Origin of the sequence: Streptomyces corallincola (assembly GCF_019104725.1) — a bacterium.
Taxonomy (GTDB): domain Bacteria; phylum Actinomycetota; class Actinomycetes; order Streptomycetales; family Streptomycetaceae; genus Streptomyces; species Streptomyces corallincola.
Genome location: NZ_JAHRXF010000027.1, coordinates 51,347 through 73,761 on the forward strand (window position 1 = coordinate 51,347; position 22,415 = coordinate 73,761).

20 protein-coding genes are annotated in these 22,415 nt (G+C 72.8%); 12 read left to right on the forward strand and 8 right to left on the reverse strand.

Features of this window, described 5'->3' with window-relative positions; genetic code table 11:
* Positions 1-83: 83 nt before the first annotated feature.
* Complete coding sequence (locus KUM39_RS18065) at positions 84-1,724, forward strand: MFS transporter (protein WP_246620340.1); 1,641 nt, start codon at positions 84-86, stop codon at positions 1,722-1,724.
* 109 nt (positions 1,725-1,833) lie between these two features.
* Here the strand turns inward: KUM39_RS18065 and KUM39_RS18070 are convergent, their stop codons facing one another.
* The 5 genes from KUM39_RS18070 to mgrA all read right to left on the reverse strand — a co-directional run bounded on the left by KUM39_RS18070 (position 1,834) and on the right by mgrA (position 5,878).
* A complete protein-coding gene (locus KUM39_RS18070) occupies positions 1,834-2,547 on the reverse strand; it encodes a DedA family protein (RefSeq protein ID WP_217786719.1) in 714 nt (237 codons plus the stop codon).
* A gap of 88 nt (positions 2,548-2,635) precedes the next feature.
* Complete coding sequence (locus tag KUM39_RS18075) at positions 2,636-3,883, reverse strand: cation:proton antiporter (RefSeq protein WP_217786720.1); 1,248 nt, start codon at positions 3,881-3,883, stop codon at positions 2,636-2,638.
* Positions 3,884-3,888: 5 nt separating this feature from the next.
* Complete coding sequence (locus KUM39_RS18080) at positions 3,889-4,374, reverse strand: cation:proton antiporter regulatory subunit (protein ID WP_217786721.1); 486 nt, start codon at positions 4,372-4,374, stop codon at positions 3,889-3,891.
* Positions 4,375-4,532: 158 nt separating this feature from the next.
* Positions 4,533-4,703, reverse strand: a complete 171-nt coding sequence (locus KUM39_RS18085; RefSeq protein WP_217786722.1) for a hypothetical protein — start codon at positions 4,701-4,703, stop codon at positions 4,533-4,535.
* A 131-nt stretch (positions 4,704-4,834) separates the two neighbouring features.
* Positions 4,835-5,878 carry an L-glyceraldehyde 3-phosphate reductase gene (gene mgrA, locus KUM39_RS18090; protein WP_217786723.1) on the reverse strand — a complete coding sequence of 348 codons (1,044 nt, stop codon included), beginning with the start codon at positions 5,876-5,878 and terminating at the stop codon, positions 4,835-4,837.
* 309 nt (positions 5,879-6,187) lie between these two features.
* Between mgrA and KUM39_RS18095 the strand changes: the two genes are divergently transcribed.
* Entirely contained in the window at positions 6,188-7,672 is a 1,485-nt protein-coding gene (locus KUM39_RS18095) for an MFS transporter (RefSeq protein ID WP_372455777.1), read from the forward strand.
* Positions 7,673-7,864: 192 nt separating this feature from the next.
* A complete protein-coding gene (locus tag KUM39_RS18100; protein WP_217786725.1) occupies positions 7,865-8,719 on the forward strand; it encodes a chitosanase in 855 nt (284 codons plus the stop codon).
* A 3-nt stretch (positions 8,720-8,722) separates the two neighbouring features.
* On the opposite strand, the gene KUM39_RS18105 is transcribed toward KUM39_RS18100, so the two are convergent.
* Complete coding sequence (locus KUM39_RS18105) at positions 8,723-9,361, reverse strand: TetR/AcrR family transcriptional regulator (protein ID WP_308288169.1); 639 nt, start codon at positions 9,359-9,361, stop codon at positions 8,723-8,725.
* 144 nt (positions 9,362-9,505) lie between these two features.
* Here KUM39_RS18105 and KUM39_RS18110 point away from each other — a divergent pair, with 144 nt between their 5' ends.
* Entirely contained in the window at positions 9,506-10,138 is a 633-nt protein-coding gene (locus KUM39_RS18110; protein WP_217786726.1) for an FMN-dependent NADH-azoreductase, read from the forward strand.
* Between the two features lie 78 nt (positions 10,139-10,216).
* On the opposite strand, the gene KUM39_RS18115 is transcribed toward KUM39_RS18110, so the two are convergent.
* Positions 10,217-10,819, reverse strand: a complete 603-nt coding sequence (locus KUM39_RS18115; protein WP_217786727.1) for a DUF4328 domain-containing protein — start codon at positions 10,817-10,819, stop codon at positions 10,217-10,219.
* 218 nt (positions 10,820-11,037) lie between these two features.
* Between KUM39_RS18115 and pgm the strand changes: the two genes are divergently transcribed.
* Positions 11,038-12,678, forward strand: a complete 1,641-nt coding sequence (gene pgm / locus KUM39_RS18120; protein WP_217786728.1) for a phosphoglucomutase (alpha-D-glucose-1,6-bisphosphate-dependent) — start codon at positions 11,038-11,040, stop codon at positions 12,676-12,678.
* A 100-nt stretch (positions 12,679-12,778) separates the two neighbouring features.
* On the opposite strand, the gene KUM39_RS18125 is transcribed toward pgm, so the two are convergent.
* Positions 12,779-13,006 carry a DUF5133 domain-containing protein gene (locus tag KUM39_RS18125; RefSeq protein ID WP_217786729.1) on the reverse strand — a complete coding sequence of 76 codons (228 nt, stop codon included), beginning with the start codon at positions 13,004-13,006 and terminating at the stop codon, positions 12,779-12,781.
* 652 nt (positions 13,007-13,658) lie between these two features.
* On the opposite strand from KUM39_RS18125, the gene pelF reads away from it, so the two are divergent.
* The 7 genes from pelF (at position 13,659) to KUM39_RS18160 (ending at position 22,301) form a co-directional block, all read left to right on the forward strand.
* Positions 13,659-15,194 (forward strand): GT4 family glycosyltransferase PelF, encoded by a 1,536-nt coding sequence (gene pelF, locus KUM39_RS18130; RefSeq protein ID WP_217786730.1) that lies wholly within the window; start codon positions 13,659-13,661, stop codon positions 15,192-15,194.
* Entirely contained in the window at positions 15,191-16,597 is a 1,407-nt protein-coding gene (locus KUM39_RS18135; RefSeq protein ID WP_217786731.1) for a hypothetical protein, read from the forward strand. Before pelF ends, KUM39_RS18135 begins: the two co-directional genes overlap by 4 nt.
* Before the next feature lie 51 nt (positions 16,598-16,648).
* Positions 16,649-17,650 carry a GDP-mannose 4,6-dehydratase gene (locus KUM39_RS18140; protein ID WP_217786732.1) on the forward strand — a complete coding sequence of 334 codons (1,002 nt, stop codon included), beginning with the start codon at positions 16,649-16,651 and terminating at the stop codon, positions 17,648-17,650.
* Positions 17,651-17,706: 56 nt separating this feature from the next.
* Positions 17,707-18,420 carry a nucleotidyltransferase family protein gene (locus KUM39_RS18145; RefSeq protein ID WP_217786733.1) on the forward strand — a complete coding sequence of 238 codons (714 nt, stop codon included), beginning with the start codon at positions 17,707-17,709 and terminating at the stop codon, positions 18,418-18,420.
* 7 nt (positions 18,421-18,427) lie between these two features.
* Positions 18,428-19,336, forward strand: a complete 909-nt coding sequence (locus tag KUM39_RS18150; protein WP_217786734.1) for an NAD-dependent epimerase/dehydratase family protein — start codon at positions 18,428-18,430, stop codon at positions 19,334-19,336.
* Positions 19,333-19,995 (forward strand): spherulation-specific family 4 protein, encoded by a 663-nt coding sequence (locus KUM39_RS18155; RefSeq protein WP_217786735.1) that lies wholly within the window; start codon positions 19,333-19,335, stop codon positions 19,993-19,995. Before KUM39_RS18150 ends, KUM39_RS18155 begins: the two co-directional genes overlap by 4 nt.
* 446 nt (positions 19,996-20,441) lie before the next feature.
* The gene (locus KUM39_RS18160) at positions 20,442-22,301 is read left to right on the forward strand and encodes a M1 family metallopeptidase (protein ID WP_217786736.1); all 1,860 of its coding nucleotides are present in this window, start codon (positions 20,442-20,444) and stop codon (positions 22,299-22,301) included.
* Positions 22,302-22,415: the final 114 nt, after the last annotated feature.

The following is a 22,415-nucleotide window of genomic DNA, read 5'->3' on the forward strand; positions in this document are numbered from 1 at the left end:
CCCGGCTGCGGGACACCCCGCCCGGCCCCGGCTACAAATGGGTCGCGCTCTCCAACACCACGCTCGGTGTGCTGATCGCCACGATGGACGCCTCCATCGTGATCATCTCGCTGCCCGCGATCTTCCGCGGCATCGGGCTGGACCCGCTCGCGCCGGGCAACATCGGCTATCTGCTGTGGATGATCCTCGGCTATCTGCTGGTCTCCGCCGTGCTGGTGGTCGTCCTCGGACGGCTCGGGGACATGTTCGGCCGGGTCCGCATCTACAACCTGGGCTTCCTCGTCTTCGCCTGCGCGTCCGTGGCGCTGTCCCTCGACCCGTTCCGGGCCGGGGCGGGCGCGCTGTGGCTGATCCTGTGGCGGATCGTGCAGGCGTTCGGCGGCTCGATGCTCACCGCCAACTCGGCGGCCATCCTCACCGACGCGTTCCCGGCCCGGCAGCGCGGCACGGCGCTGGGCATCAACCAGATCACCGCGCTGGCCGGACAGTTCCTCGGCCTGCTCGCGGGCGGTCTGCTCGCCGCCGTGGACTGGCGGGCCGTGTTCTGGATCAGTGTCCCCATCAGCATCGCCGGGACCGTCTGGTCGTTCCTGAGCCTGCGCGAGACCGCCTCCGGCGCACGCGGCCGGGTGGACTGGCTGGGCAACGTCACCTTCGCGGGCGGCGCGGGCATCCTGCTCGCCGGGATCACCTACGGCATCCAGCCCTACGGCGGTCACGCCACCGGCTGGACCAACCCGCTGGTGCTGGGCGGCCTGATCGGCGGGGCCGCGCTGCTGCTGGCGTTCTGTGTGATCGAGACGCGGGTGGCCGAGCCGATGTTCCGGCTGTCGCTGTTCAAGGTGCGCGCGTTCGCCGCCGGGAACCTGGCCGCGCTGCTCACCTCGATCGCGCGCGGCGGGCTCCAGTTCATGCTGATCATCTGGCTCCAGGGCATCTGGCTGCCGCTGCACGGCTACGACTTCGAGGACACCCCGCTGTGGGCGGGCATCTTCATGCTGCCGCTGACCGTGGGCTTCCTGATCGCCGGGCCGCTCTCCGGCTATCTCTCGGACCGGTTCGGCGCCCGGATCTTCTCCACCGTTGGGCTCGTCGTGGTCGCCGCGTCCTTCGTCGGACTGCTCGCGCTGCCGATCGACTTCGACTACGGCACGTTCGCGGGGCTGCTGTTCCTCAACGGGCTCGGCCAGGGCATGTTCTCCTCGCCCAACACCTCGTCCATCATGGGCAGCGTCCCGGCCCGGTACCGGGGCGTGGCGTCCGGCATGCGGTCCACGTTCCAGAATTCGGGGACCGCGCTGTCCATCGGCGTGTTCTTCTCGCTGATGGTCTCGGGTCTCGCCTCCTCGCTGCCGGGCACGCTGAGCCACGGGCTCCAGGCGCACGGCGTGCCCGCCGCGACCGCCCACCAGGTGGCCTCGCTGCCCCCGGTGAGCACCCTGTTCGCCACCTTCCTCGGCAACAACCCCATCGGCCACCTCCTCGGCGGCGGCGATGTCCTGAACCACCTCACGGCGGCCCAGCGTGCCACCCTGACCGGCCACCGCTTCTTCCCCGAACTGGTCTCCGGCCCCTTCCACCACGGCCTGAGCATCGTCTTCGGCGTGGCCGCGGGCATGGCCCTGGTCTCGGCGGTCGCCTCCGCCCTGCGTGGCGGCCACGAACCGGCACCGGAGGAGCAGCCGCGACGGGAGCAGCGCCCCGCACCGGTCCGCGAGGGCTGACCGGTCCGGACGGCGGTCGGCCGGGACCACGGTCGGCTGGAGCGGCGCCCGGCGGGCAGCGGCAGGCCCGGGCCCAGCCTCGGGGTTCTTGGCCGTCCGCCCGCCCGGACTACTTGGACGGCTCCGAACGCTCCGGGCCTTCCGCCGAGCCCTCCGCCGGGCCTTCCGTCGAGTCCTTCTCCGCGGCCTGGTCCGGCACGGCTGCCCGGCGGCGCCCGCGGACCACGTGCCGTACGACGAGGGCGGCGACAAGGACGGCGACCGCGATGACGACGTAGAGGCGGTAGCGGTCGATCGCGTCGTAGATCGTGGTGATGTGGCTGCCCGCCAGGTAGGCCAGGGAGGACCAGAGGCCGACCCAGAGGGCGGCGCCGAGGGCGTTGCAGAGGAGGAAGCGGAGCCAGTGCATGCCGGTGGTACCGGCGATGATGCCGTTGGCCTGCCGCAGCCCCTCCACGAAGCGGGCCACCACTACGATCTTGCCGCCGTGCCGCTGGAAGAACCGCTCCGCCGAGGCGAACCGCTCGGGTGTGAGCAGGACGTACTTGCCGAAGCGGTGGACGAACGCCCGCCCGCCGGTCCGGCCGATCAGATAGCCGATGTTGTCGCCGACGACGGCCGCGACGAAGGCGATCACCGCGACGGCGTAGATGTTCAGCTCCCCGGCGCCCGCGTACACCCCGGCGGCCAGCAGGATCGTCTCGCCCGGCGCCGGAACCCCGAAGTCCTCGACCAGGACGACCCCGCCCACCGCCCAGTAGCCGTAGTCACCGAGCAGCGGTGCCAGATGTGCGAGGGGGCCGGGCAGGGGAGGGGCGGACATGGGCCCACCGTAGCCCGCGCCCGTGCCGCGCACCCGGCCCGACGCACCCGTACGCGCCGGGCACCGGGTGCGTCACGGGCCGTACCCGTCAGGGCCGTCCGACCGTGTCCCGGTCGGGCAGCGACTCCTCCGCCGGGGCGTGCCCGGCCGGTGCCGCCGACGCCTGCCTCCGCCGGTCCAGCAGCCGGGCCAGCCCCAGAGCCAGGGGTTCGGTCCAGCGGGCGGTCAGGGGACCCATCACGACCAGGATCAGTACGTACGCCGTGGCCAGCGGGCCCAGGTCGGCGCCGACGCCCGCCGTGACGGCGAGGCCCGCGATGACGATGGAGAACTCGCCGCGTGCCACCAGGGTGCCCCCGGCCCGCCAGCGGCCCTTGGCCGAGATGCCCGCCCGGCGCGCGGCCCAGTAGCCGGTGGCGATCTTGGTGAGCGCGGTGACGACGGCCAGCGCGAGCGCGGGCAGCAGCACCGGCGGGATGCTCGCCGGGTCGGTGTGCAGGCCGAAGAAGACGAAGAACACGGCCGCGAACACGTCCCGCAGCGGGGCGAGCAGATTGTGCGCGCCCTCGGCCACCTCGCCGGACAGCGCGATGCCGACCAGGAACGCGCCGACCGCCGCCGACACCTGGAGCTGCTGCGCGACCCCGGCGACCAGCAGCGTCAGCCCCAGCACCACCAGCAGCAGCTTCTCGGGGTCGTCGGTGGAGACGAACCGGGAGATGTGGCGTCCGAAGCGCACCGCCAGCAGCAGTACCAGACCCGCCACGCCGAGCGCGATGGCCAGCGTGACACTGCCCGCGGCCAGGCCGGTCCCGGCCAGCAGCGCGGTGACCACCGGGAGGTAGACCGCCATCGACAGGTCCTCCAGCACCAGGATGCTGAGGATCACCGGCGTCTCCCGGTTGCCGATGCGGCCCAGGTCGCCCAGCACCTTGGCGATCACCCCGGACGAGGAGATCCAGGTGATGCCCGCGAGAACGACCGCCGCGATGGGCCCCCAGCCGAGCAGCAGCGCCATCGCAGCGCCGGGCAGCGCGTTGAGGGCCATGTCCACCAGGCCCGCCGGGTACTGGGTGCGCAGGTTGGAGACGAGATCGCTGGCCGTGTACTCCAGGCCCAGCATGAGCAGCAGCAGGACCACGCCGATCTCGGCGCCGATCGCCACGAACTCCTCACTGGCGCCGAGCGGCAGCAGCCCGCCCTCGCCGAAGGCGAGACCGGCCAGCAGATAGAGGGGGATGGGGGAGAAGCTCAGCCGCGCGGCGAGCCGCCCCAGCAGGCCGAGCCCGAGGATGATCGCGCCGAACTCGATCAGGAAGACCGCGGAGGAGTGCATGACGGTCACTCCCTGCCGAGGATCTCGGCCGCCGCATCGACGCCCTCACGGGTGCCGATGACGATCAGGGTGTCCCCGCCCGCGAGCCGGAAGTCTGGGCCGGGCGAGGGGATCGCCTCGGCGCGGCGCAGGACCGCGACGATCGACACGCCCGTCTCGGTGCGCATCCTGGTGTCCCCGAGCAGCCGCCCGTTCCAGTGCGACACCGAGGACAGCGAGATCCGCTCGGCCACCAGACCCAGCTCGGTGGTGGAGAGCAGACTCGGGCTGTGGTGCGTCGGCATCAGCGCGTCCACCAGGGCCTCGGCCTCGCCGCCCGTGAGGCGGACGGACAGCGCGCAGGCGTCGGGGTCGTCGCCCCGGTAGGCGCTCAGTGTTCTCGACCCGTCCCGGTGCGCGACGACCGACAGGCGGCCCCGTTCCCGCGTGGTCAGGTCGTACCGGACACCGATGCCCGGCAATGGCGTGCTGCTGGTGCGTGCGGCGCCCAAGGCTGCCCCCCTGTGTTCTTGACCTTCTCTTGGCGAAGTCATTGCCCGAAGCCTAACCCGAAGGCGAACAGCAGTCCGAAGACCTGTGGACAACTCTCCGCCGGGGGGCCGCGAACGCCGGAGCCTGTGGACAAAGGGGGCTGGGGGAGCGGGCCGTGCTATACGGCGGTGCCGTCACCGCCCGGACCGGGCTGGCAGGTGTGGCAGAGCTGGTGCTCGCCGTCGCGGGTGACGACAGTGCCCCAGCCCAGGCAGTGCTCGCAGTCGCGGGCCAGGCCGAGGTCGGGGCGGGGGATCGGGAGGGCGTGGTGAGGAACTCCGTGGGCCATGCGGGGTGCGGCTCCTTGCCGGTGGGGATCGCAGGTCCGAATGGCTTAATTATGTCCTACTTTTCCCCTGTGTCCAGGTTTTTCTGGCACTGAGTGCCAGAAAAACCTGGAACGCGAGGACGACGCCGGGCTCAGCCCATGTTGCCGAGGCGCGCGTCCTGCCACAGGTCCACGCCGCCGTCGGTGGCGTACTTGTCGATCTCGGCCAGCTCCTCCGCGCCGAACTCCAGGTTCTCCAGCGCCGCCACGTTCTGCTCCAGCTGCTCCACCCGCGAGGCGCCGATCACCAGCGAGGTGACCCGCTCGTCCCGCAGCGCCCAGGCCAGCGCCATCTGCGCCAGGCTCTGCCCGCGCCGGGCCGCGATGTCGTTCAGCGCGCGCAGCCGCCCCGTCATCTCCTCGGTCAGCCAGGAGGAGTCGAACGACTTGCCCGCCGCCGCGCGGGAGTCCTCCGGGACCCCGTCCAGGTAGCGGCCGGTGAGCAGACCCTGCGCCAGCGCGGTGAAGCCGATGACGCCGAAGCCCTCCTCCTGCGCCACGTCCAGCAGGCCGTCCGTCTCGATCCAGCGGTTGAGCATGCTGTAGGACGGCTGGTGGATCAGCAGCGGCGTGCCCAGGTCGCGCAGGATCGCGGCGGCCTGCCGGGTGCGCTCCGGGTCGTAGGAGGAGATGCCGACGTAGAGCGCCTTGCCCTGGCGGACGGCGGTGTCGAGCGCCCCCATCGTCTCCTCCAGCGGCGTGGTCGCGTCCAGCCGGTGGGAGTAGAAGATGTCCACGTAGTCCAGGCCCATGCGGCTCAGGGACTGGTCCAGGGAGGACAGCAGGTACTTGCGGGAGCCGCCGCCCTGCCCGTAGGGGCCGGGCCACATGTCCCAGCCCGCCTTGGTGGAGATCACCATCTCGTCGCGGTACGGCGCCAGGTCCTGCTTCATCAGGCGGCCGAAGTTGATCTCGGCGGAGCCGTACGGCGGGCCGTAGTTGTTGGCCAGGTCGTGGTGGGTGATCCCGAGGTCGAAGGCGCGCAGCGCGATGTCGCGCTGGGTCTCGAAGGAGCGGTCGTCGCCGAAGTTGTGCCAGTAGCCGAGCGAGAGCAGTGGCAGGTCGAGGCCCGACCGGCCGGTGCGCCGGTAGCGCATGGTGCCGTCGTAACGGCCGGGGTCAGCGACGTGGGTCATCGGGTCTTCTCCGGGTGGTGCCGTAGGTGATTCCCCTCCAGAGTGAGGGGATTCGTCCACCCTGCGCCCTGGCCGTGCGCAAGTCCAACCACCGTGTGCAATGGGATTGAGCGGCACCGCTTCTGAATGTCCCGGCCGCCGCGCCGGGGTGCGGCGACCCGTTGCGGGTGTGACGGGTGCGAAGGAGGGCAGCCGGATGGGGCACAAGGAGTCGAACACGGCGCGAGGGCCGGAAAGGGAGGGCCCGTGAGCGCGGCGACGCCCGAGGGACAGCACGGCGGCGGAGCGGGGAGCGGAACCGCCCGGTCGGTGGCGGAGCTGCCCCGCCAGGTGCGCGAGGAGCTGACCCGGCGGCTGCGCCGCAACCGGCGCGCCTTCGGCAAGGACGACGTACAGGTGGTCGAACGCCCCCTGCTCAAGCGGGCCGTCGGCGCCTCCGCGCTGGGCAACTGCATGGAGTGGTTCGACTTCGGCGTCTACAGCTACCTCGCCGCCACTCTCGGCAAGGTCTTCTTCCCCGGCGCCTCGCCCGGCGCCCAGGTGATCTCCTCGTTCGCCACCTTCGCCGCCGCGTTCGTGGTCCGGCCGCTCGGCGGCCTGGTCTTCGGCCCGCTCGGCGACCGGATCGGCCGGCAGAAGGTCCTCGCCACCACCATGATCATGATGGCGGCCGGAACGTTCGCCATCGGAATCATCCCCGGCTACGCCACGATCGGCATCGCCGCCCCGATCCTGCTCCTGCTCGCCCGGATGGTGCAGGGCTTCTCCACCGGCGGCGAGTACGGCGGCGCGACCACGTTCGTCGCCGAGTACTCCCCGGACCGGCGGCGCGGCTTCCTGTCCAGCTGGCTCGACTTCGGCACCTTCGTCGGCTACGCCCTCGGGTCGGCACTGGTCACCGTGCTGAACCTCGCGCTCACCGACGCCCAGATGCTCTCCTGGGGCTGGCGCCTGCCGTTCCTGATCGCCGGACCGCTCGGTGTCATCGGCCTCTACATGCGGCTGAAGCTGGAGGAGTCCCCGGCCTTCCAGCAGCAGCTGGACGCGCACGAGGAGAGCATGGCCACGGAGTCTGCCGGTACCGAGTTCAAGAAGATCATCCGCGACCACTGGCAGGCGCTGCTCGTCTGCATGGGCCTGGTGCTGCTGTACAACGTCACCAACTACATGGTCACCGGCTATCTGCCGACGTATCAGACCGAGACGCTGCACCGGTCCAGCGGTTCCGCCGATGTGCTCGTGCTCATCGGCATGGTGTGGATCGTCGTACTGATCACCTTCCTCGGACGGCTCAGCGACCGGATCGGCAGGCGCCCGCTGTACGGCGTGTCCGCCGCCGCGATGATCGTGCTCGCCGTGCCCGCCTTCCTGCTCATCAAGGCGCACGGCACCTGGGCGCCGGTCCTCGGGGTGCTGCTGCTCTCCACGCTGCTGGCCTGCTTCGCCGCGCCCAGCGCCGCGACCCTGCCCGCGTTGTTCCCGACCGCCGTGCGGTACGCCGCGATGGGCATCGGATTCAACTTCGCCGTCGCCGCGTTCGGCGGCACCACGCCACTGGTCACCGCCGCCCTGGTGGACCTCACCGGCGACGACCTGATGCCCGCGTACTACCTGATGCTGGCCGGTGCCATCGGCCTGATCACGGTGAAGTTCCTCCCCGAGAGCGCCCAGGTGCCGCTGAACGGTTCGCAGCCGATGGTCGGCTCCAAGGAGGAGCGCCGCGAGCTGATCCTGACCTCCAGGGAGCTGTACGCGCACGCGCGCACCTCCCGGACGGAGAGCCCCCAGGGCTGACCGCCTCCTCCGGGGGTACGCGTCGGGCGCCGGACCGCACGGTCCGGCGCCCGACGCGTACCCTCCGGTTCTCTGTTCGATCCTACGAACTTTCCGCGCGACGGATTCCGGAAGCGCCCAGGGACTGGTAGGAAACTTTCCTACCAGTGTGGTACGGACCAACTCCCCACCCCCACTCCCCTTGGAGTCCCCGTGGTGCATGCAGACCGCGAGCAGGCCGACCCGGCCCGCTTCTCCCGCCGGGCGATCGTCGCCGCCCTCGGTGCCGCCGCCTCCGGTGTCCTGCTCGGCGCCGGACGCCCCGCTTCCGCACACGCCGCCCCGCGCGGCGCGGCGGCGGTCGGCCTGGACGATCCCGCGAAGAAGGAGATCGCCATGAAACTGGTCTCCAGCGCGGAGAACTCCTCGCTCGACTGGAAGGCGCAGTACCAGTACATCGAGGACATCGGCGACGGGCGCGGCTACACCGCCGGGATCATCGGCTTCTGCTCGGGCACCGGCGACATGCTCGAACTCGTCCAGCTCTACGCCGACCGCCGCCCCGGCAACGTCCTCGCCGCCTACCTGCCCGCGCTGCGCCGGGTCAACGGCAGCGACTCGCACAGCGGGCTCGACCCGAACTACCCGCGCGACTGGCGCACCGCCGCCCAGGACGGCGCGTTCCAGCAGGCCCAGAACGACGAGAGGGACCGCGTCTACTTCAACCCCGCCGTCTCCTACGGCAAGTCCGACGGGCTGCGCGCCCTCGGGCAGTTCGCCTACTACGACGCCCTCGTCATGCACGGCGACGGCAGCGACCCCGTCAGCTTCGGCGGCATCCGGCAGCGCGCCCTGCGCAGTGCCCGGCCCCCGGCCCAGGGCGGCGACGAGCGGACGTACCTCAACGCCTTCCTCGACGCCCGGACATGGGCCATGCGGCAGGAGGAGGCACACAGCGACACCAGCCGGGTGGACACCGAGCAGCGGGTCTTCCTGAACAACGGCAACCTCGACCTGAACACACCGCTGGACTGGAAGGTCTACGGGGACCCGTACCACATCGGCTGAGGGTCAGCCGGTGTGCTCCGGGCCGTCCTCCGGGCGGGTCAGCCGTTCGACCAGGAGCTGCCAGCTGTCGGCCAGTGCCTCCGTCACCTCGGGTGACGGGGGCGCCGCCGGTTCGGGCTGCGCCAGATAGAGCAGGGTCGGGCCTTCCAGGGCGCCGGTGAGCTGGACGGCGAGGCTGTCCAGGTCGTGGAGGGCGAGCCCGGTCCGGCTCAGCAGCATGCGCAGATGGACACGGGTGATGGTGAACTCGCCCGCGGGAGTGGGCTCGTTGCGGTCGATGGCCGCGCGGACGATCGCGTGGTGGTCGCGCAGGAAGGCGATCCGTGCCCGGCCGTACGCGATCATGCGGGTCACCGGGTCGGCGCCGGGTCCCAGCGGGGGCGGCCCCTGCATCACCTGCCGCTGGAAGCACGCCTCGTCGGCGTCGAGCAGGGCGCGGAAGATCCCGGCACGGGTGCCGAAGCGGCGGAAGACGGTGCCCTTGCCCAGTCCGGCGCGTTCCGCGAGGCCGTCCATCGTGACCCGCTCCACCCCTTCCTCGGCCACCATCGCGCGCGCCGCGCACAGCAGCAGCTCGCGGTTGCGCACGGCGTCGGCGCGCTCGGCGCGGGGCTTTCCGAAGGGCACGACTGGTCCGGTCACAGGGACAACCTATCCGGTGGAACAAGAAGCGGGGTAAAGTCCGTTTGTGTGAGGGCGGTGCCGATCTCGGCGCGTCCCCTCGCCGTGTCCGGCGTGCCCGCGCACGCCCGCACCGCTTGTTCACCTATTCCGAGGAGTCCCGTCATGAAGCTGTTCCGTCTCGACAGCAGCATCCTTCCGTCCATGTCCGCGAGTGTGGAGCTGGCCGACATCGCCGAGGCCGAGTGGAAGGCCGCCCACCCCGAAGGCACCGTCGTGCGCCGCTCCCTGGGTGCCGAGCCGCTGCCCGCCCACGCCTGGGCCGCCGCCACCACGGGCAGCTTCACCCCGGAGGACTCCCGCACCCCCGAGCAGCGGGAGGCGCTGGAGCTGGCCGCCACCCTCGCCGCCGAACTGCAGGACGCCGACGTGGTGATCCTGGGCGCGCCGCTCTACAACTACGGCGTCTCGCAGCACTTCAAGACCTGGGTGGACCTCGTCATCGCGGGCGCCGGTGCGGCCACCCCGGTGCTCAAGAGCACGCCCACGCTGCTGATCACCGCACTCGGCGGCGGCTACGGCCCCGGCACCCCGCGTGAGGGCTGGGACCACTCGACCGCGTACCTGGAGCGCATCGTCGGCGACCTGTGGCAGGCCGAGCTGACCCTGGTCAAGCGGGAGCTGACGGTCGCCGCCACCACGCCGGAGATGGAGTCGCTGCGCGACCTCGCGGCCTCCCTGCACGACACCGCCCGCGACAACGCCCGCGAGGCGGGCCGGGCGCTCGCCGGGAACTGACCCCGGCCGCACGGGTTCACCGGCACCGCGTTCCCCCCTCGCCGGGGCGGCACGCGGTGCCGTGGCGCGTCCGGCGCCTCAGAGTGCCGGGGCCGCGTGGGCCGTCACCGGCGGAGGGGCGAGGACCGCGCGGGCCTGGCCCGAGGTGACGCGCTGGACGACGAGGATGCCAAGGACGCCCGCCACCACCACGAGCACCGAGATCGCCAGCGACACCGGGAGCCGCTCCTGCCCGAACACCGCTCCGCCGAGCAGCGACAGCACCCCGTGCCCCACCCACGCGCCCCACCAGACGTTCACCAGCCGCGCGTCCCTCGGCGCGACCGCACCCCGCGAGCTCGCCCCGTGCACCTGGAGCACCAGACCGCGCGGCACCCACAGGTTCATCAGCGGGATCAGCCAGGCCACGATCGCGAGCACGCGTGACACCGGCAACCGCCCCGCACTGAGCACCGCCGCGTTGCGGCGGCAGCGCGCGAACCACACCAGGAACAGCACCACCACGACTACTGTGACCCGAACATAGAGCGGCATGGCCCACGGCGGCACGGACCCGGAACCTGCCGGGCGCGACCGTACGAACAGCGCGTACCAGACGTCCGCGACGGTCGCCGCGGCGAGCGCCGCCTGCGCGCAACGGGCCGACGCCCAGGGTGCCTTGACGGGGGAATCGGGTATCACGGTGACCTGGCTCTCTCGGGACGCGCGGGCGGCCGTACACGGGACCATCCGGCGGGAGGGGTGGCCGCTTCCGGCGGAGTCGCCGCGGGCCGGTCGGATCATACGTGCGACGGGGTACCCGGTCCTCCCCGGTACCGGGGGCGCACTCGCCCGGCGGGCCGCGGACAAGGAAGATGTGCGCAGGACGATCATCCCACCGACGCGGAGGAGCGGAATTCATGCCGCACGAGCGTGCCGGCCGACCGGCCGGACCCGAGGACCTTGTCGATGTGGCCCGACTGGTCACGGCGTACTACGCGCTGCACCCCGACCCCGCCGACCCGGCCCAGCGGGTGGCGTTCGGGACGTCGGGGCACCGGGGCTCGTCCCTGGCCACCGCGTTCAACGAGGACCACATCGCCGCCACCAGCCAGGCCATCTGCGAGTACCGCGCCGCCCAGGGCGTGACCGGGCCGCTGTTCCTCGGCGCCGACACGCACGCCCTGTCCGAGCCCGCGCGGGTCACCGCGCTGGAGGTGTTCGCCGCCAATGGTGTCACCGTGCTCATCGACAGCGCGGACGGCTACACCCCGACCCCGGCCGTCTCGCACGCCATCCTCACCCATAACCGCGACCGGGGCTCCGGCCTCGCGGACGGCGTGGTCGTCACCCCGTCGCACAACCCGCCCGCCGACGGCGGCTTCAAGTACAACCCGCCCAGCGGCGGCCCCGCCGCCTCCGAGGCGACCTCCTGGATCCAGGACCGCGCCAACCAGATCATCGCGGCCGGGCTGAAGGACGTGCAGCGGCTCTCGTACACCCGCGCGCTCGCCGCCGACACCACACAGCGGTACGACTTCCTCGGCACCTACGTCGCCGATCTGCCCGCCGTGCTGGACCTGGACGCCGTCCGCGCGGCCGGGGTGCGCATCGGGGCCGACCCGCTCGGCGGCGCCTCGGTCGCCTACTGGGGCCGGATCGCGGAGGAGCACGGGATCGACCTGACCGTGGTCAACCCGCACACCGATCCCGCCTGGCGGTTCATGACGCTCGACTGGGACGGCAAGATCCGCATGGACTGCTCGTCGCCGTACGCGATGGCCTCCCTCATCGAGCGGCGCGACCGGTTCCGGATCTCGACCGGGAACGACGCCGACGCCGACCGGCACGGCATCGTCACCCCCGACGCCGGGCTGATGAACCCCAACCACTATCTCGCGGTGGCCATTTCCTACCTCTACCGCAACCGCCCCGAGTGGCCGGTGGACGCGGGCGTCGGCAAGACCCTCGTCTCCTCCACGATGATCGACCGGGTCGCCGCCGACCTCGGGCGTCCGCTCGTCGAAGTGCCCGTCGGCTTCAAGTGGTTCGTGGACGGACTGGCGGGCGGCACCCTCGGGTTCGGCGGCGAGGAGTCCGCCGGGGCGTCCTTCCTGCGCCGGGACGGCTCGGTGTGGACCACCGACAAGGACGGCATCCTGCTCGCCCTGCTCGCCTCGGAGATCACCGCCGTCACCGGCCGTACGCCCTCCGAGCACTACGCCGACCTCACCGGCCGGTTCGGCAGCCCCGCCTACGCCCGGATCGACGCGCCCGCGAACCGTGAACAGAAGGCGCTGCTGGCCAAGTTGTCGCCCGAGCAGGTCACCGCCGCCACCCTCGCGGGCGAGGAGGTCACCGGTGTGCTCACCGAGGCACCCGGCAACGGGGCGCCCATCGGCGGGATTAAGGTCACCACCGCCAACTCCTGGTTCGCGGCCCGCCCTTCGGGCACCGAGGACGTCTACAAGGTGTACGCCGAGTCCTTCCTCGGCGCCGACCACCTCGCGCGGGTGCAGGACGAGGCCCAGGGCGTGGTGCTGGCGGCGCTCGGCGGCTGACCCCGCCCGCCGGGTCCACGGACATGGGTCCGCCCTGTACGCGACTCCCGCCGGAGCGCGTACAGGGCGGTTTCGTCAGCGAGTTGACGGAACGTCGGATCTATGCCGGGACCACGGAGTCGTCCTCGGGGAGCGCGCCGGAGAGGCGGTGCCGGGCGGCGATCAGGGCCATGTCCACGTCCCTGGTGCCCGTGGCCACGCACAGGCCGTACGACACGTCGGTCAGCCGCTGCCGCGCCTGTGCCGTGCTCTGCTCCGCACCGAGCAGGGTGAGCGCCTCGTACTGCGCGATCAGGTCCTGCAATATCGCGGGGTGTGCCATCAGCATGAGATCCGCCTCCCTGGGACGATCCGGACGCCGTTCAAGACGACGGCCGGTTACCCCCGCCGACGCCCTCCATGCACGTCGGACGGCACCCCCCCGCGCACCCCGCGCGCCCTCCACGCCCGCACCGGTGTTCGGGGCCCCGCGGAGAACGCGCAGAAGCCGATCATGTTGGCGCGCGACGGAGTTGACGAACCACTGTTTTCTGTCAGGTTCCGTAATTCGCCCACACAAGCTACACAGAGCCATCACTATGTGACGGACGGAAACGCGACGACCGGCTTCTGAGGGGGCGCCGGAGTCGCGCGAGGGGGTGCGTCCGCTCCACGGGAGCCGCGCTCACCCCTGCCCTGGGGAGGGACTTCACCGCATGAAGCGGACCGTACACAGCACCGTGACGACGCCCGCCGCACCCGGCCTTCCGGCCCGCGGGGCGGGGGCCGGTCACGCCGCACCGGCGGCACGGCGCACAGTTGCGCGACCCGGCGAAGGCACCGGAGTCCCGGCCCGGCCGGGCACGGCGGGCCGCTGAACCACACGGCACGACAAGGGAACCCGCCCGCGCGGAACGCGGGCGGGCCCCCGGTTCCGCACGCCCCGAGGCGTCGCGGCGGACCGGCACCATCACCTCCCACTCCGGCCGTGGAGCACACCCATGCACGCACACCACGGCGCGCGCCCCGTCGGCGCGCGCGTCACCCTGCTCACCGAGGGCACCTACCCGCACAGTCACGGCGGGGTCAGCGTCTGGTGCGACCAGCTCGTCCAGGGCATGCCCGACATCGACTTCGACGTCGTCGCCGTCACCGGCACCGGACACGAACCCCTCGCCTGGGAACTGCCCCCGCACGTCCGCGAGGTGCGGACCGTGCCCATGTGGGGCGCCACCCCGCGCGGACGCGCCCCCAGAGGCCGCGCCCGGCACCGGCTCGCCGCCACCTGGGAACGGTTCGTCACCGCGCTTCTCGACCCGCGCGCCGAACCAGGATTCGGCCCCGCCCTCTACGCCCTGGCACGCGCCGCCGCCGACGGCACCCTCGGCGCCTTCCTGCGCGGCGACGACGCCGTGGACATCCTCGCCGCCGTCTGGAACCGGCCGCACTCGGCCGTCCACCGGGCCCGGCCCACCCTGCACGACGCCGTCACCGTCACCGGGCTGCTGGAACACGCCCTGCGCCCGCTGGCCGCGCCGACGCCCCGCGAGGGCATCTGCCACGCCGTCAGCGGCGGGGTCGCCGTCCTGCCCGGCCTCGTCGCCCTCGACCGCTACGACGTACCGCTGCTGCTCACCGAGCACGGCGTCTACCTGCGCGAACGCTACCTCGGCTACCGCACCGCGCCCTACCGCTGGCCCGTCAAGGCGGTGATCCTCGCCTTCTTCCGGCTGCTCGCCGAGGAGACCTACCGGTGCGCCACGCTGATCACCCCCGGCAACCAGTACAACCGGCTCTGGGAGGAACAGGGCGGCGCCGCCCCCGACTCCATCCGCACCGTCTACAACGGCGTCGATCCGGCCGCCTTCCCGCCCGCCGGACCCGAACCCGACGCGCCCACCCTCAGCTGGGCCGGACGCGTGGACCCCATCAAGGACCTGGAGACCCTGATCCGCGCCTTCGCCCAGGTCAGGCAGGAGATACCCGAGGCACGGCTGCGGCTGTTCGGCGGCACACCGCGCGGCGGGGAGGCGTACCGGGAGCGCTGCGAGCGACTCGCCGCCGGGCTCGGCCACGGCGACGCCGTCGTCTTCGAGGGCCGGGTGGACGACATCCGCGACGCCTACGAGGCCGGGAACGTCGTCATGCTCTCCAGCATCAGCGAAGGCTTCCCGTTCACCCTGATCGAGGCCATGTCCTGCGGCCGGGCCACCGTCTCCACCGACGTCGGCGGCGTCCGCGAGGCCGTCGGGGACACCGGACTCGTCGTACCGCCGCGCGACCCCGGCGCGATGGCCCGTGCCGCCGTCACCCTGCTCACCGACCCCGCCCGGCGCCGCGCGATGGGCGAGGCCGCCCGGCTGCGGGTCGTCGAACAGTTCACGCTCCGGCAGACCATCGACACCTTCCGCGGCATCTACCTCGAACTGCCCGCGATGGCCCGGCCGTCCGTCGGGGTCTGGACGCCCGCCGAACCCGCCGCCCACGCACCCGGCGCACCGGCGCACGTCACCGGCGCGGGGAGCCTGGCCGGATGAGCGGACCCCAGCCGCTCTCCCCGGGCGGCCCCGAACAGGACACCCTCGCGCTGCGGCTCGCGGGCACCCCGGCCCGCGCCCGCCGCCACGACGACCACACCCTCACCCTCCGGCTGCCCGGCCGCACCGGACCCGACGAGGAGGCCGTCAGCCTGCTCGCCGCCGAACTCGCCGACCGCGTCGGCCCCGCCGTCCACCCCTACGAAGTGGCCGCGCTGCTGGAAGCCGAGGGCCTCACCGCCGAACGCATCCGCCGCCGCTACGGCCACCCCAACCTGTTCTCCCTGGCCACCGCCCTGTACGAACAGGTGCCCCGCACCTACCCCGAACCACCGCCCACCCCCGACCCCTGGCGCCCCGACCACCTGCGCTGCCTGCTGCGCGGTCTGCTGTTCGCGCTGCCCGGACTCGCCTATCTGCTCACCGCGCCCCTCTGGCACCCCGGTCGGCACGCCACCGCGCTCGCCGTCGCCGGACTCGTCTCCTGGGCCTGGGGCCAGGCCCTCGGCCACCGCGCCCACCTGCGCATGGCCGTCGGCCCCCGCGAGGCCGCCCGCACCCTGGCGACCGGCGCACCGGCGGGCGCCCTGCTGGCCACCGGCGCCGCACTGCCCGCCGCGCACAGCGGCACCGCGCTGCTCGCCGTCGCCGCCCAGTCGCTGTACCTCGCGGCGGCGGGCGTCCTGCTGGTCCTCGCCCGCGAACGGCTGCTGCTCGCCGCGCTCACCCCGCTCGTCGCGGGCACCGCCGCCCTGTACTGGACCGACCCCGCACCCCCGCTGCGCACCGGAGCCACCCTGCTCGCCCTCGCGGCCACCACCGCCGCCGCCGTCCACGCCCTGCGCCGCGCCCACACCGCGCCGCCCGCGGCGAGCGGCAACCGGCCCCGGCTGCTCGGCTCCGTCCCGCACGGGCTGTTCGGCCTCGCCGCGGGCGCCCTCGTCCTCCTCGAAGGACGGCAGGACCCATACGCGGTGATCGTCCTCACCGTCAGCATGGGCCCCGCCGAATGGCTGCTCTACCGGCACCGCGGCCTCGGCGTGCGCGCCCTGCGTGCCTCGACCACCCCGAACGGCTTCCTGCTGCGCTCCACCGCCGTCCTCGCGCTCTGCCTGCTCGGCTACCTGCTGCCGCTGCTCGGCGGCGCCCTGCTCACCGGCGCCGCGCCCGTCCCGCTGCTGCTCCTCGCCGCGGCACTGTGGACCGCGCTGCTCCTCCAGGCGTTCGGCGCGGCCTGGCCGCCCGCCGCCATCGGCCTCGCCGCGGCCGCCACCGCCGCCGCCGTCACCTGCCTGCGCCCCCCTGCGGGCGCGTTCACCCTGCCGCTGTGCTGCGGCGCCGCCGCGCTTTGCCTCCTCGGCTGCGCGCTGCGGCTCCTCGGCCGACCGGCCCGGCACGCCTGAACCGTTCGGGCAGCGCCCGCACCACCCCAACCAACGGAAGGACCACCTGAGTTGACCTCCGCACCACTCGCCGCCGTCACCGGCGCCGAAGGCTTCATCGGCTCCCACCTGACCGAGGCGCTGGTCGCCTCCGGGCACCGGGTCAGGGCGATGGCCCAGTACAACTCCTTCTCCTCGTACGGCTGGCTGGAGACCCTCGCCCCCGAGGTCCTCGACCACGTGGAGATCGTCCTCGGCGATGTCCGCGACCCCGGTTCCGTGCGCGGCCTCCTCGACGGCGCCGACACCGCCTACCACCTGGCCGCGCTCATCGCCATCCCGTACTCCTACCGGGCGCCGCACAGCTACGTGGACACCAACGTCACCGGCACCCTCAACGTCCTCGAAGCCGTACGGCAGTTGGGCACCCCCCGGCTGGTGCACACCTCCACCAGCGAGACCTACGGCACCGCGCGTACCGTGCCGATCACCGAGGACCACCCCATCAACACCCAGTCCCCGTACGCCGCTTCGAAGGCGGGCGGCGACCGGCTCGCGGACAGCTACCACGCCAGCTTCGGCACCCCGGTGGTCACCCTGCGCCCGTTCAACACCTTCGGGCCCCGCCAGTCCATGCGCGCCGTCATCCCCACCGTCATCGGCCAGGTCGCGGCGGGGGAGCGCACCATCACCCTCGGAGACCTGCGCCCCACAAGGGACTTCACCTTCGTCAAGGACACCGCGCGGGCCTTCCTCGCCGTCGGCACCGCGCCCGCCGCCGAGGTCGTCGGACGCACCTTCAACGCCGGGACCGGCGGCGAGATCTCCGTCGGGGACCTCGTCGCGCTCATCGGCAAGGTCATGGACAGCGCCCTCGACGTCCGCGAGGACACCGCCCGCGTCCGGCCCGCCGCCTCCGAGGTGATGCGACTGGTCGCGGACGCCTCCCGGCTCACCGCCGCCACCGGCTGGGAACCCGCGCACAGCCTGGAGGAAGGACTCGCCCACACCGCCGAGTTCTTCCGCGCCCCGGCCAACCTGGCCCGCTACAAGACCGGCATCTACAACATCTGACCCGCCCGCACCCACCGACGCCCACGACGTCACCCGCACCCACCGAGGAGAACCCCGTGCACGCAGTCATCCTGGCCGGAGGCAAGGGCGTACGGCTCCGCCCCTACACCACCGCCCTGCCCAAGCCGCTCGTCCCGATCGGCGACCAGCACGCCATCCTGGAGATCGTCCTCCGCCAGCTCTCCACCGCCGGATTCACCGGCTGCACCATCGCCATCGGCCACCTCGGGGAGATCATCCGCGCCTACGTCGGCGACGGCTCCCAATGGGGCATGTCCATCGACTACGCCACCGAGGACAGTCCCCTCGGCACGATGGGCCCCCTGCTCACCCTGCGCGACAAGCTCCCCGAGCACTTCCTGGTGATGAACGGCGACGTACTCACCGACCTCGACTACGCCGACGTGCTCCACCGCCACCAGAACTCCGGCGCGCCGCTCACCATCGCCACGTACGCCCGCAAGGTCCGCATCGACTTCGGCGTGCTCACCACCGCCGCCCGGCGGGTGGTCGCCTTCACCGAGAAGCCCAGCATGGACTACCGGGTCTCGATGGGCGTCTACGGCGTCAGCCGCGCCACCCTCGACGGCTACACGGCGGGCCTGCCGCTCGGCTTCGACGAACTCGTCCTCGACCTGCTCGCCGCCGAGAACCCGCCGCACGCCTACGAGTTCGAGGGCTACTGGCTGGACATCGGCCGCCCCGACGACTACGACCGGGCCAACGCCGAGTTCACCACCCAGAAGTCGTTCCTCCTCAAGGGGGCCTGAGCCCGTCATGCGCATCCTCGTCCTCGGCGGCACCGGACACCTCGGCCGCCATGTGACGGAACACCTGCGCGCCCTTGGGGGCGCGCGGGTCCTCGCGGCGGGCCGTACGCCCGCCGCGGAGTTCCGTATCGACCTCGCCGCCGACCCGCCCGAGCTGATGGCGAAGACACTGGCCGCCGCCGCGCCCGACGCCGTGGTCAACTGCGCGGGCGCGACCGGCGGCGACCCGGTCGCCCTCGCCGAGGCCAACGCGCGCGGGCCCGCCGTCCTCGCCGCCGCGCTCCGCGCGGCCGTGCCCACCGCACGCCTGGTCCACCTCGGCTCCGCCGCCGAGTACGGACCCGGCGTGCCCGGCTCGCCGGTGCCCGAGACGGCCCCCGCGAGCCCGGTCACCCCCTACGGCGCGACCAAACTCGCGGGCACCCTCGCCATCGGCGCCGCCGGGCTCGACGCCGTCGTGCTCCGCGTCGGCAACCCCGTCGGCCCCGGCGCCCCGGAGACCGGGCTGCCCGGCCGGATCGCGGCACTGCTGCGCGCCGAGGGCTCCGACCCGGCCGCCGTGCTGCGGCTCGGGGACCTCTCCGCGCACCGCGACTTCGTGGACGTCCGCGACCTCGCCCGCGCTGTCGCCCTCGCCCTGACGGTACGGGGCGCGCTGCCGCCGGTGCTCAACATCGGCGGCGGACTGGCCGTACCCGTACGGGAGTTGGTGCGCGGCCTCGTGGACCGGGCCGGGTTCCGCGGGCGCCTGGAGGAGAACACCGGCGGTTCGGCGCGCTCCGGCCGGGTGTCCTGGCAGTGCTCCGACATCACGGCCGCCGGGGAGGCGCTCGGGTGGTGGCCGGAACACGGTCTGGACGACGCCCTGGACGCGCTCTGGGCCGGATTCTCCGACGGCGGGGGAGGCGGCCGGTGAGCCTGCTCGTCCCGCTGTACGTCCATCCCGCCGAGGACCCCGGCGCCTGGCACCGGCTGATCGCCGCAGCCGGGCGCACCTTCGGCGTCGTCCTCAACCCCGCGAACGGTCCCGGCACGGCGCCCGATCCCGCGTTCGCCGCCGCGGCGGCGGCCCTGCGCGAGGCGGGCGCCCGCCTGCTCGGTTACGTGGACACCGACTACGGCGTCCGCGAACGCGCCGACGTCGTCGCGGATCTGCGGCGGCACCGGGAGTGGTACGGCACCGACGGGTGCTTCCTGGACCGGGTCACCGCCGGGCCCGACGGGGTGCCGGGGTGTCGGCGGCTGGCCCGTGAGGCGCGTGCGATCGGTGCGGGGCCGGTGGTCATCAACCCCGGTGTCCATCCGGCGCCCGGCTACGTCCGGCTCGCCGATCTCACCGTCACCTTCGAGGGGCACTGGTCCACCTACGTCTCCGCCTTCACCCGCCCCGAGTGGGCGTCCCGCCATCCCCCCGACCGTTTCTGCCACCTGGTCTACGGCGTCCCCGCCCCCCTCGTCCCCCTGGCCGTCCGCACGGCCCACGAACGCGGCGCCGCGGTCTGCGGCCCCGTAACGGGCGAACCCCCCAACCCCTGGTCCCGCCTCACCCCGGCCCTGGCGGAAACAGGCTCATAACCCACCCTCCAGCGCGGGCCCGCCGTCACCGGTCGCGCAGTTCCCCGCGCCCCTTGAAGGAGTTGCCACCCGCGCTCGCCTGTCGGTTGCCCTTGGGCGCCGGCTCCTTCACAGCGGGCGTCGGCAGGAACCCCCCAGGGGCGCGGGGAACTGCGCGAGACGGACAGCGGGCCCGCACTTGATGACGTGCCTGTGCCGCAACTCCTTGAGGAGCGCGGGGAGCCGCGCGACCGGCCGCAGCGGGTGCGCACCCGAAGATGATCACGGAGTGCTCTGGGCTGCGGAGTTGAAACCCCCGCCGTCTCCAAGGAAGTTCACAGACTTTCCTGGCATGCCCCGGTCACTTCTGTCACTCTTTCGTCAGCCTCTCGTGAGGCCGTACAGCGATTCGCGCAACCCCCAGCATTCGAGCGGCCGGAATCCCGGCCGCCGTGGAAGGAGTAGCGTTGAGATCGACCCCCCACAGAGTGCTCGGCGCGGCCGTCGTGGCCGTCGCCACCGCAGCCGCTCTTGTCCTGCCCGCAGGGTCCGCCTCCGCGCGGACCGTGCAGCGGAGCGCACCGGCGGCCTGCGTCGCCACCCAGGTCGTCGCCAACGGCGGCTTCGAGAGCGGTGGTTCGCCCTGGACGCAGTCCACCTCGGGCCTCGTCACCAGCCGCGCCGGACAGACCGCCCACGGCGGCACCTCGTTCGCCTGGCTCGACGGCACCGGCAGCACCCGGACGGACACGCTCACCCAGAGCGTCACCGTCCCGGCGGGATGCGCCTCCGCCAGTCTGAACTTCTGGCTGCACACCGACACCGCCGAGACGACCACCACCACCGCGTACGACAAACTGGCCGTCAAGCTCGGCTCCAGTACCCTCGCCACGTACTCCAACCTGGACAAGAACACCGGGTACGTCCAGAAGACGCTGGACGTGAGCGCGTTCGCCGGGCAGACGGTCGCCCTGTCGTTCACCGGGACCGAGGACTCCAGCCTCAAGACGAGTTTCGTGGTGGACGACGTCGCCCTGAACACCTCCGGCGGCTCCACGCCCACCGCCGACCCGGCCCGCACCCCGGCCGCGCCCGGCTACACGGTGAACCTCACCAGCGACACGGCCGGGTTCGTGTGGACCGGCCACGAGAGCGTGACCTTCACCAACGCCGCCGGCACCGCGCTGAACGAGGTCTACCTCCGCCTGTGGGACAACGCCCACGGCACCTGCGCCAACATGCCGATCAAGGTCACCAACGTCACCGGCGGAACGGCCGGGGACCTCACGGTGGACTGCACCGCGCTGAAGATCAGCCTGCCCGCCGCGCTCGACCCGGGCCGGAGCGCGACCATCGGCTTCGACCTCGGCATCACCGTGCCGAGCGGCGCCGACCGGTTCGGCCACGACGGCGCGTTCGCCTTCATCGGCAACGCCCTGCCCGTTCTCGCGGTCCGCGACGGCTCCGGCTGGCACCTCGACCCGTACACCAACAACGGCGAGTCGTTCTACTCCCTGGCCGCCGACTTCAAGGTGACCCTGGACCACCCCAGCTCCCTCCTGGTCCCGGCCACCGGCGCTTCCACCGACACCCCCGGCAGCAGCGGCCGTACCGTCACCACGGCGACCGCGTCCAAGGTGCGGGACTTCGCCTGGGCCGCCGGGCCGTTCACCAGGATCTCCGGCACCTCGCCGGGCGGCGTCCCGGTCAACGTGTACTCGGTGAGCGGCATCAGCTCCGCATCCGCCCAGTCCATGCTCAGCACCGCCAAGAGCGCCGTGGACGCGCACAGCGCACGGTTCGGGGCGTACCCGTACGGCGAACTGGACGCCGTCATCGACAACAACTTCTGGTTCGGCGGCATGGAGTACCCCGGCTTCGTCCTCGACCTGGTCAGCACCACCGCGCTCACCCACGAGATCGCCCACCAGTGGTGGTACGGCATCGTCGGCGACGACGAGTACAACAGCCCCTGGCTGGACGAGGCGTTCACCGACTACGCCACCGACCTCGCCCAGAACAAGACCGGCGGCAACTGCTGGAGCGGCGTCTCCTGGGCGTCGAGCGCCGAGAAGATCACCAACCCGATGGCCTACTGGGACACGCATTCCAACCGGTACTCCACGGTGATCTACGGCTACGGCAAGTGCGCCCTGCACGACCTGCGGCGCCTGATCGGGGACACCGCGATGGCCAAGCTGCTCAAGGACTACGCCACCGCCCACTGGTACGGCGTGTCCACCACGGCCGAGTTCAAGGCCGCCGCGCAGGCCGCGACCAGCACCGACCTCACCTCGTTCTGGACCCAGCACCGCATCGAGGGCTGACCGGCGGCCGGCGGGCGCCCCCCCCCGCCCCCCCCCCCCCCCCCCCCCCCCCCCCCCCCCCCCCCCCCCCCCCCCCCCCCCCCCCCCCCCCCGAACCCCCCCCCCCCCGCGGGC

What these genes read in the sequence shown, in the direction of transcription:
- pelF (WP_217786730.1), top strand. Translation starts at nt 13,659, where the DNA reads ATGCACGCACACCACGGCGCGCGCCCCGTCGGCGCGCGCGTCACCCTG.
- KUM39_RS18110 (WP_217786726.1), top strand. Translation starts at nt 9,506, where the DNA reads ATGAAGCTGTTCCGTCTCGACAGCAGCATCCTTCCGTCCATGTCCGCG.
- pgm (WP_217786728.1), top strand. Translation starts at nt 11,038, where the DNA reads ATGCCGCACGAGCGTGCCGGCCGACCGGCCGGACCCGAGGACCTTGTC.
- mgrA (WP_217786723.1), bottom strand. Translation starts at nt 5,878, where the DNA reads ATGACCCACGTCGCTGACCCCGGCCGTTACGACGGCACCATGCGCTAC.
- KUM39_RS18135 (WP_217786731.1), top strand. Translation starts at nt 15,191, where the DNA reads ATGAGCGGACCCCAGCCGCTCTCCCCGGGCGGCCCCGAACAGGACACC.
- KUM39_RS18065 (WP_246620340.1), top strand. Translation starts at nt 84, where the DNA reads ATGGACGCCTCCATCGTGATCATCTCGCTGCCCGCGATCTTCCGCGGC.
- KUM39_RS18085 (WP_217786722.1), bottom strand. Translation starts at nt 4,703, where the DNA reads ATGGCCCACGGAGTTCCTCACCACGCCCTCCCGATCCCCCGCCCCGAC.
- KUM39_RS18070 (WP_217786719.1), bottom strand. Translation starts at nt 2,547, where the DNA reads ATGTCCGCCCCTCCCCTGCCCGGCCCCCTCGCACATCTGGCACCGCTG.
- KUM39_RS18075 (WP_217786720.1), bottom strand. Translation starts at nt 3,883, where the DNA reads ATGCACTCCTCCGCGGTCTTCCTGATCGAGTTCGGCGCGATCATCCTC.
- KUM39_RS18125 (WP_217786729.1), bottom strand. Translation starts at nt 13,006, where the DNA reads ATGCTGATGGCACACCCCGCGATATTGCAGGACCTGATCGCGCAGTAC.
- KUM39_RS18150 (WP_217786734.1), top strand. Translation starts at nt 18,428, where the DNA reads ATGCGCATCCTCGTCCTCGGCGGCACCGGACACCTCGGCCGCCATGTG.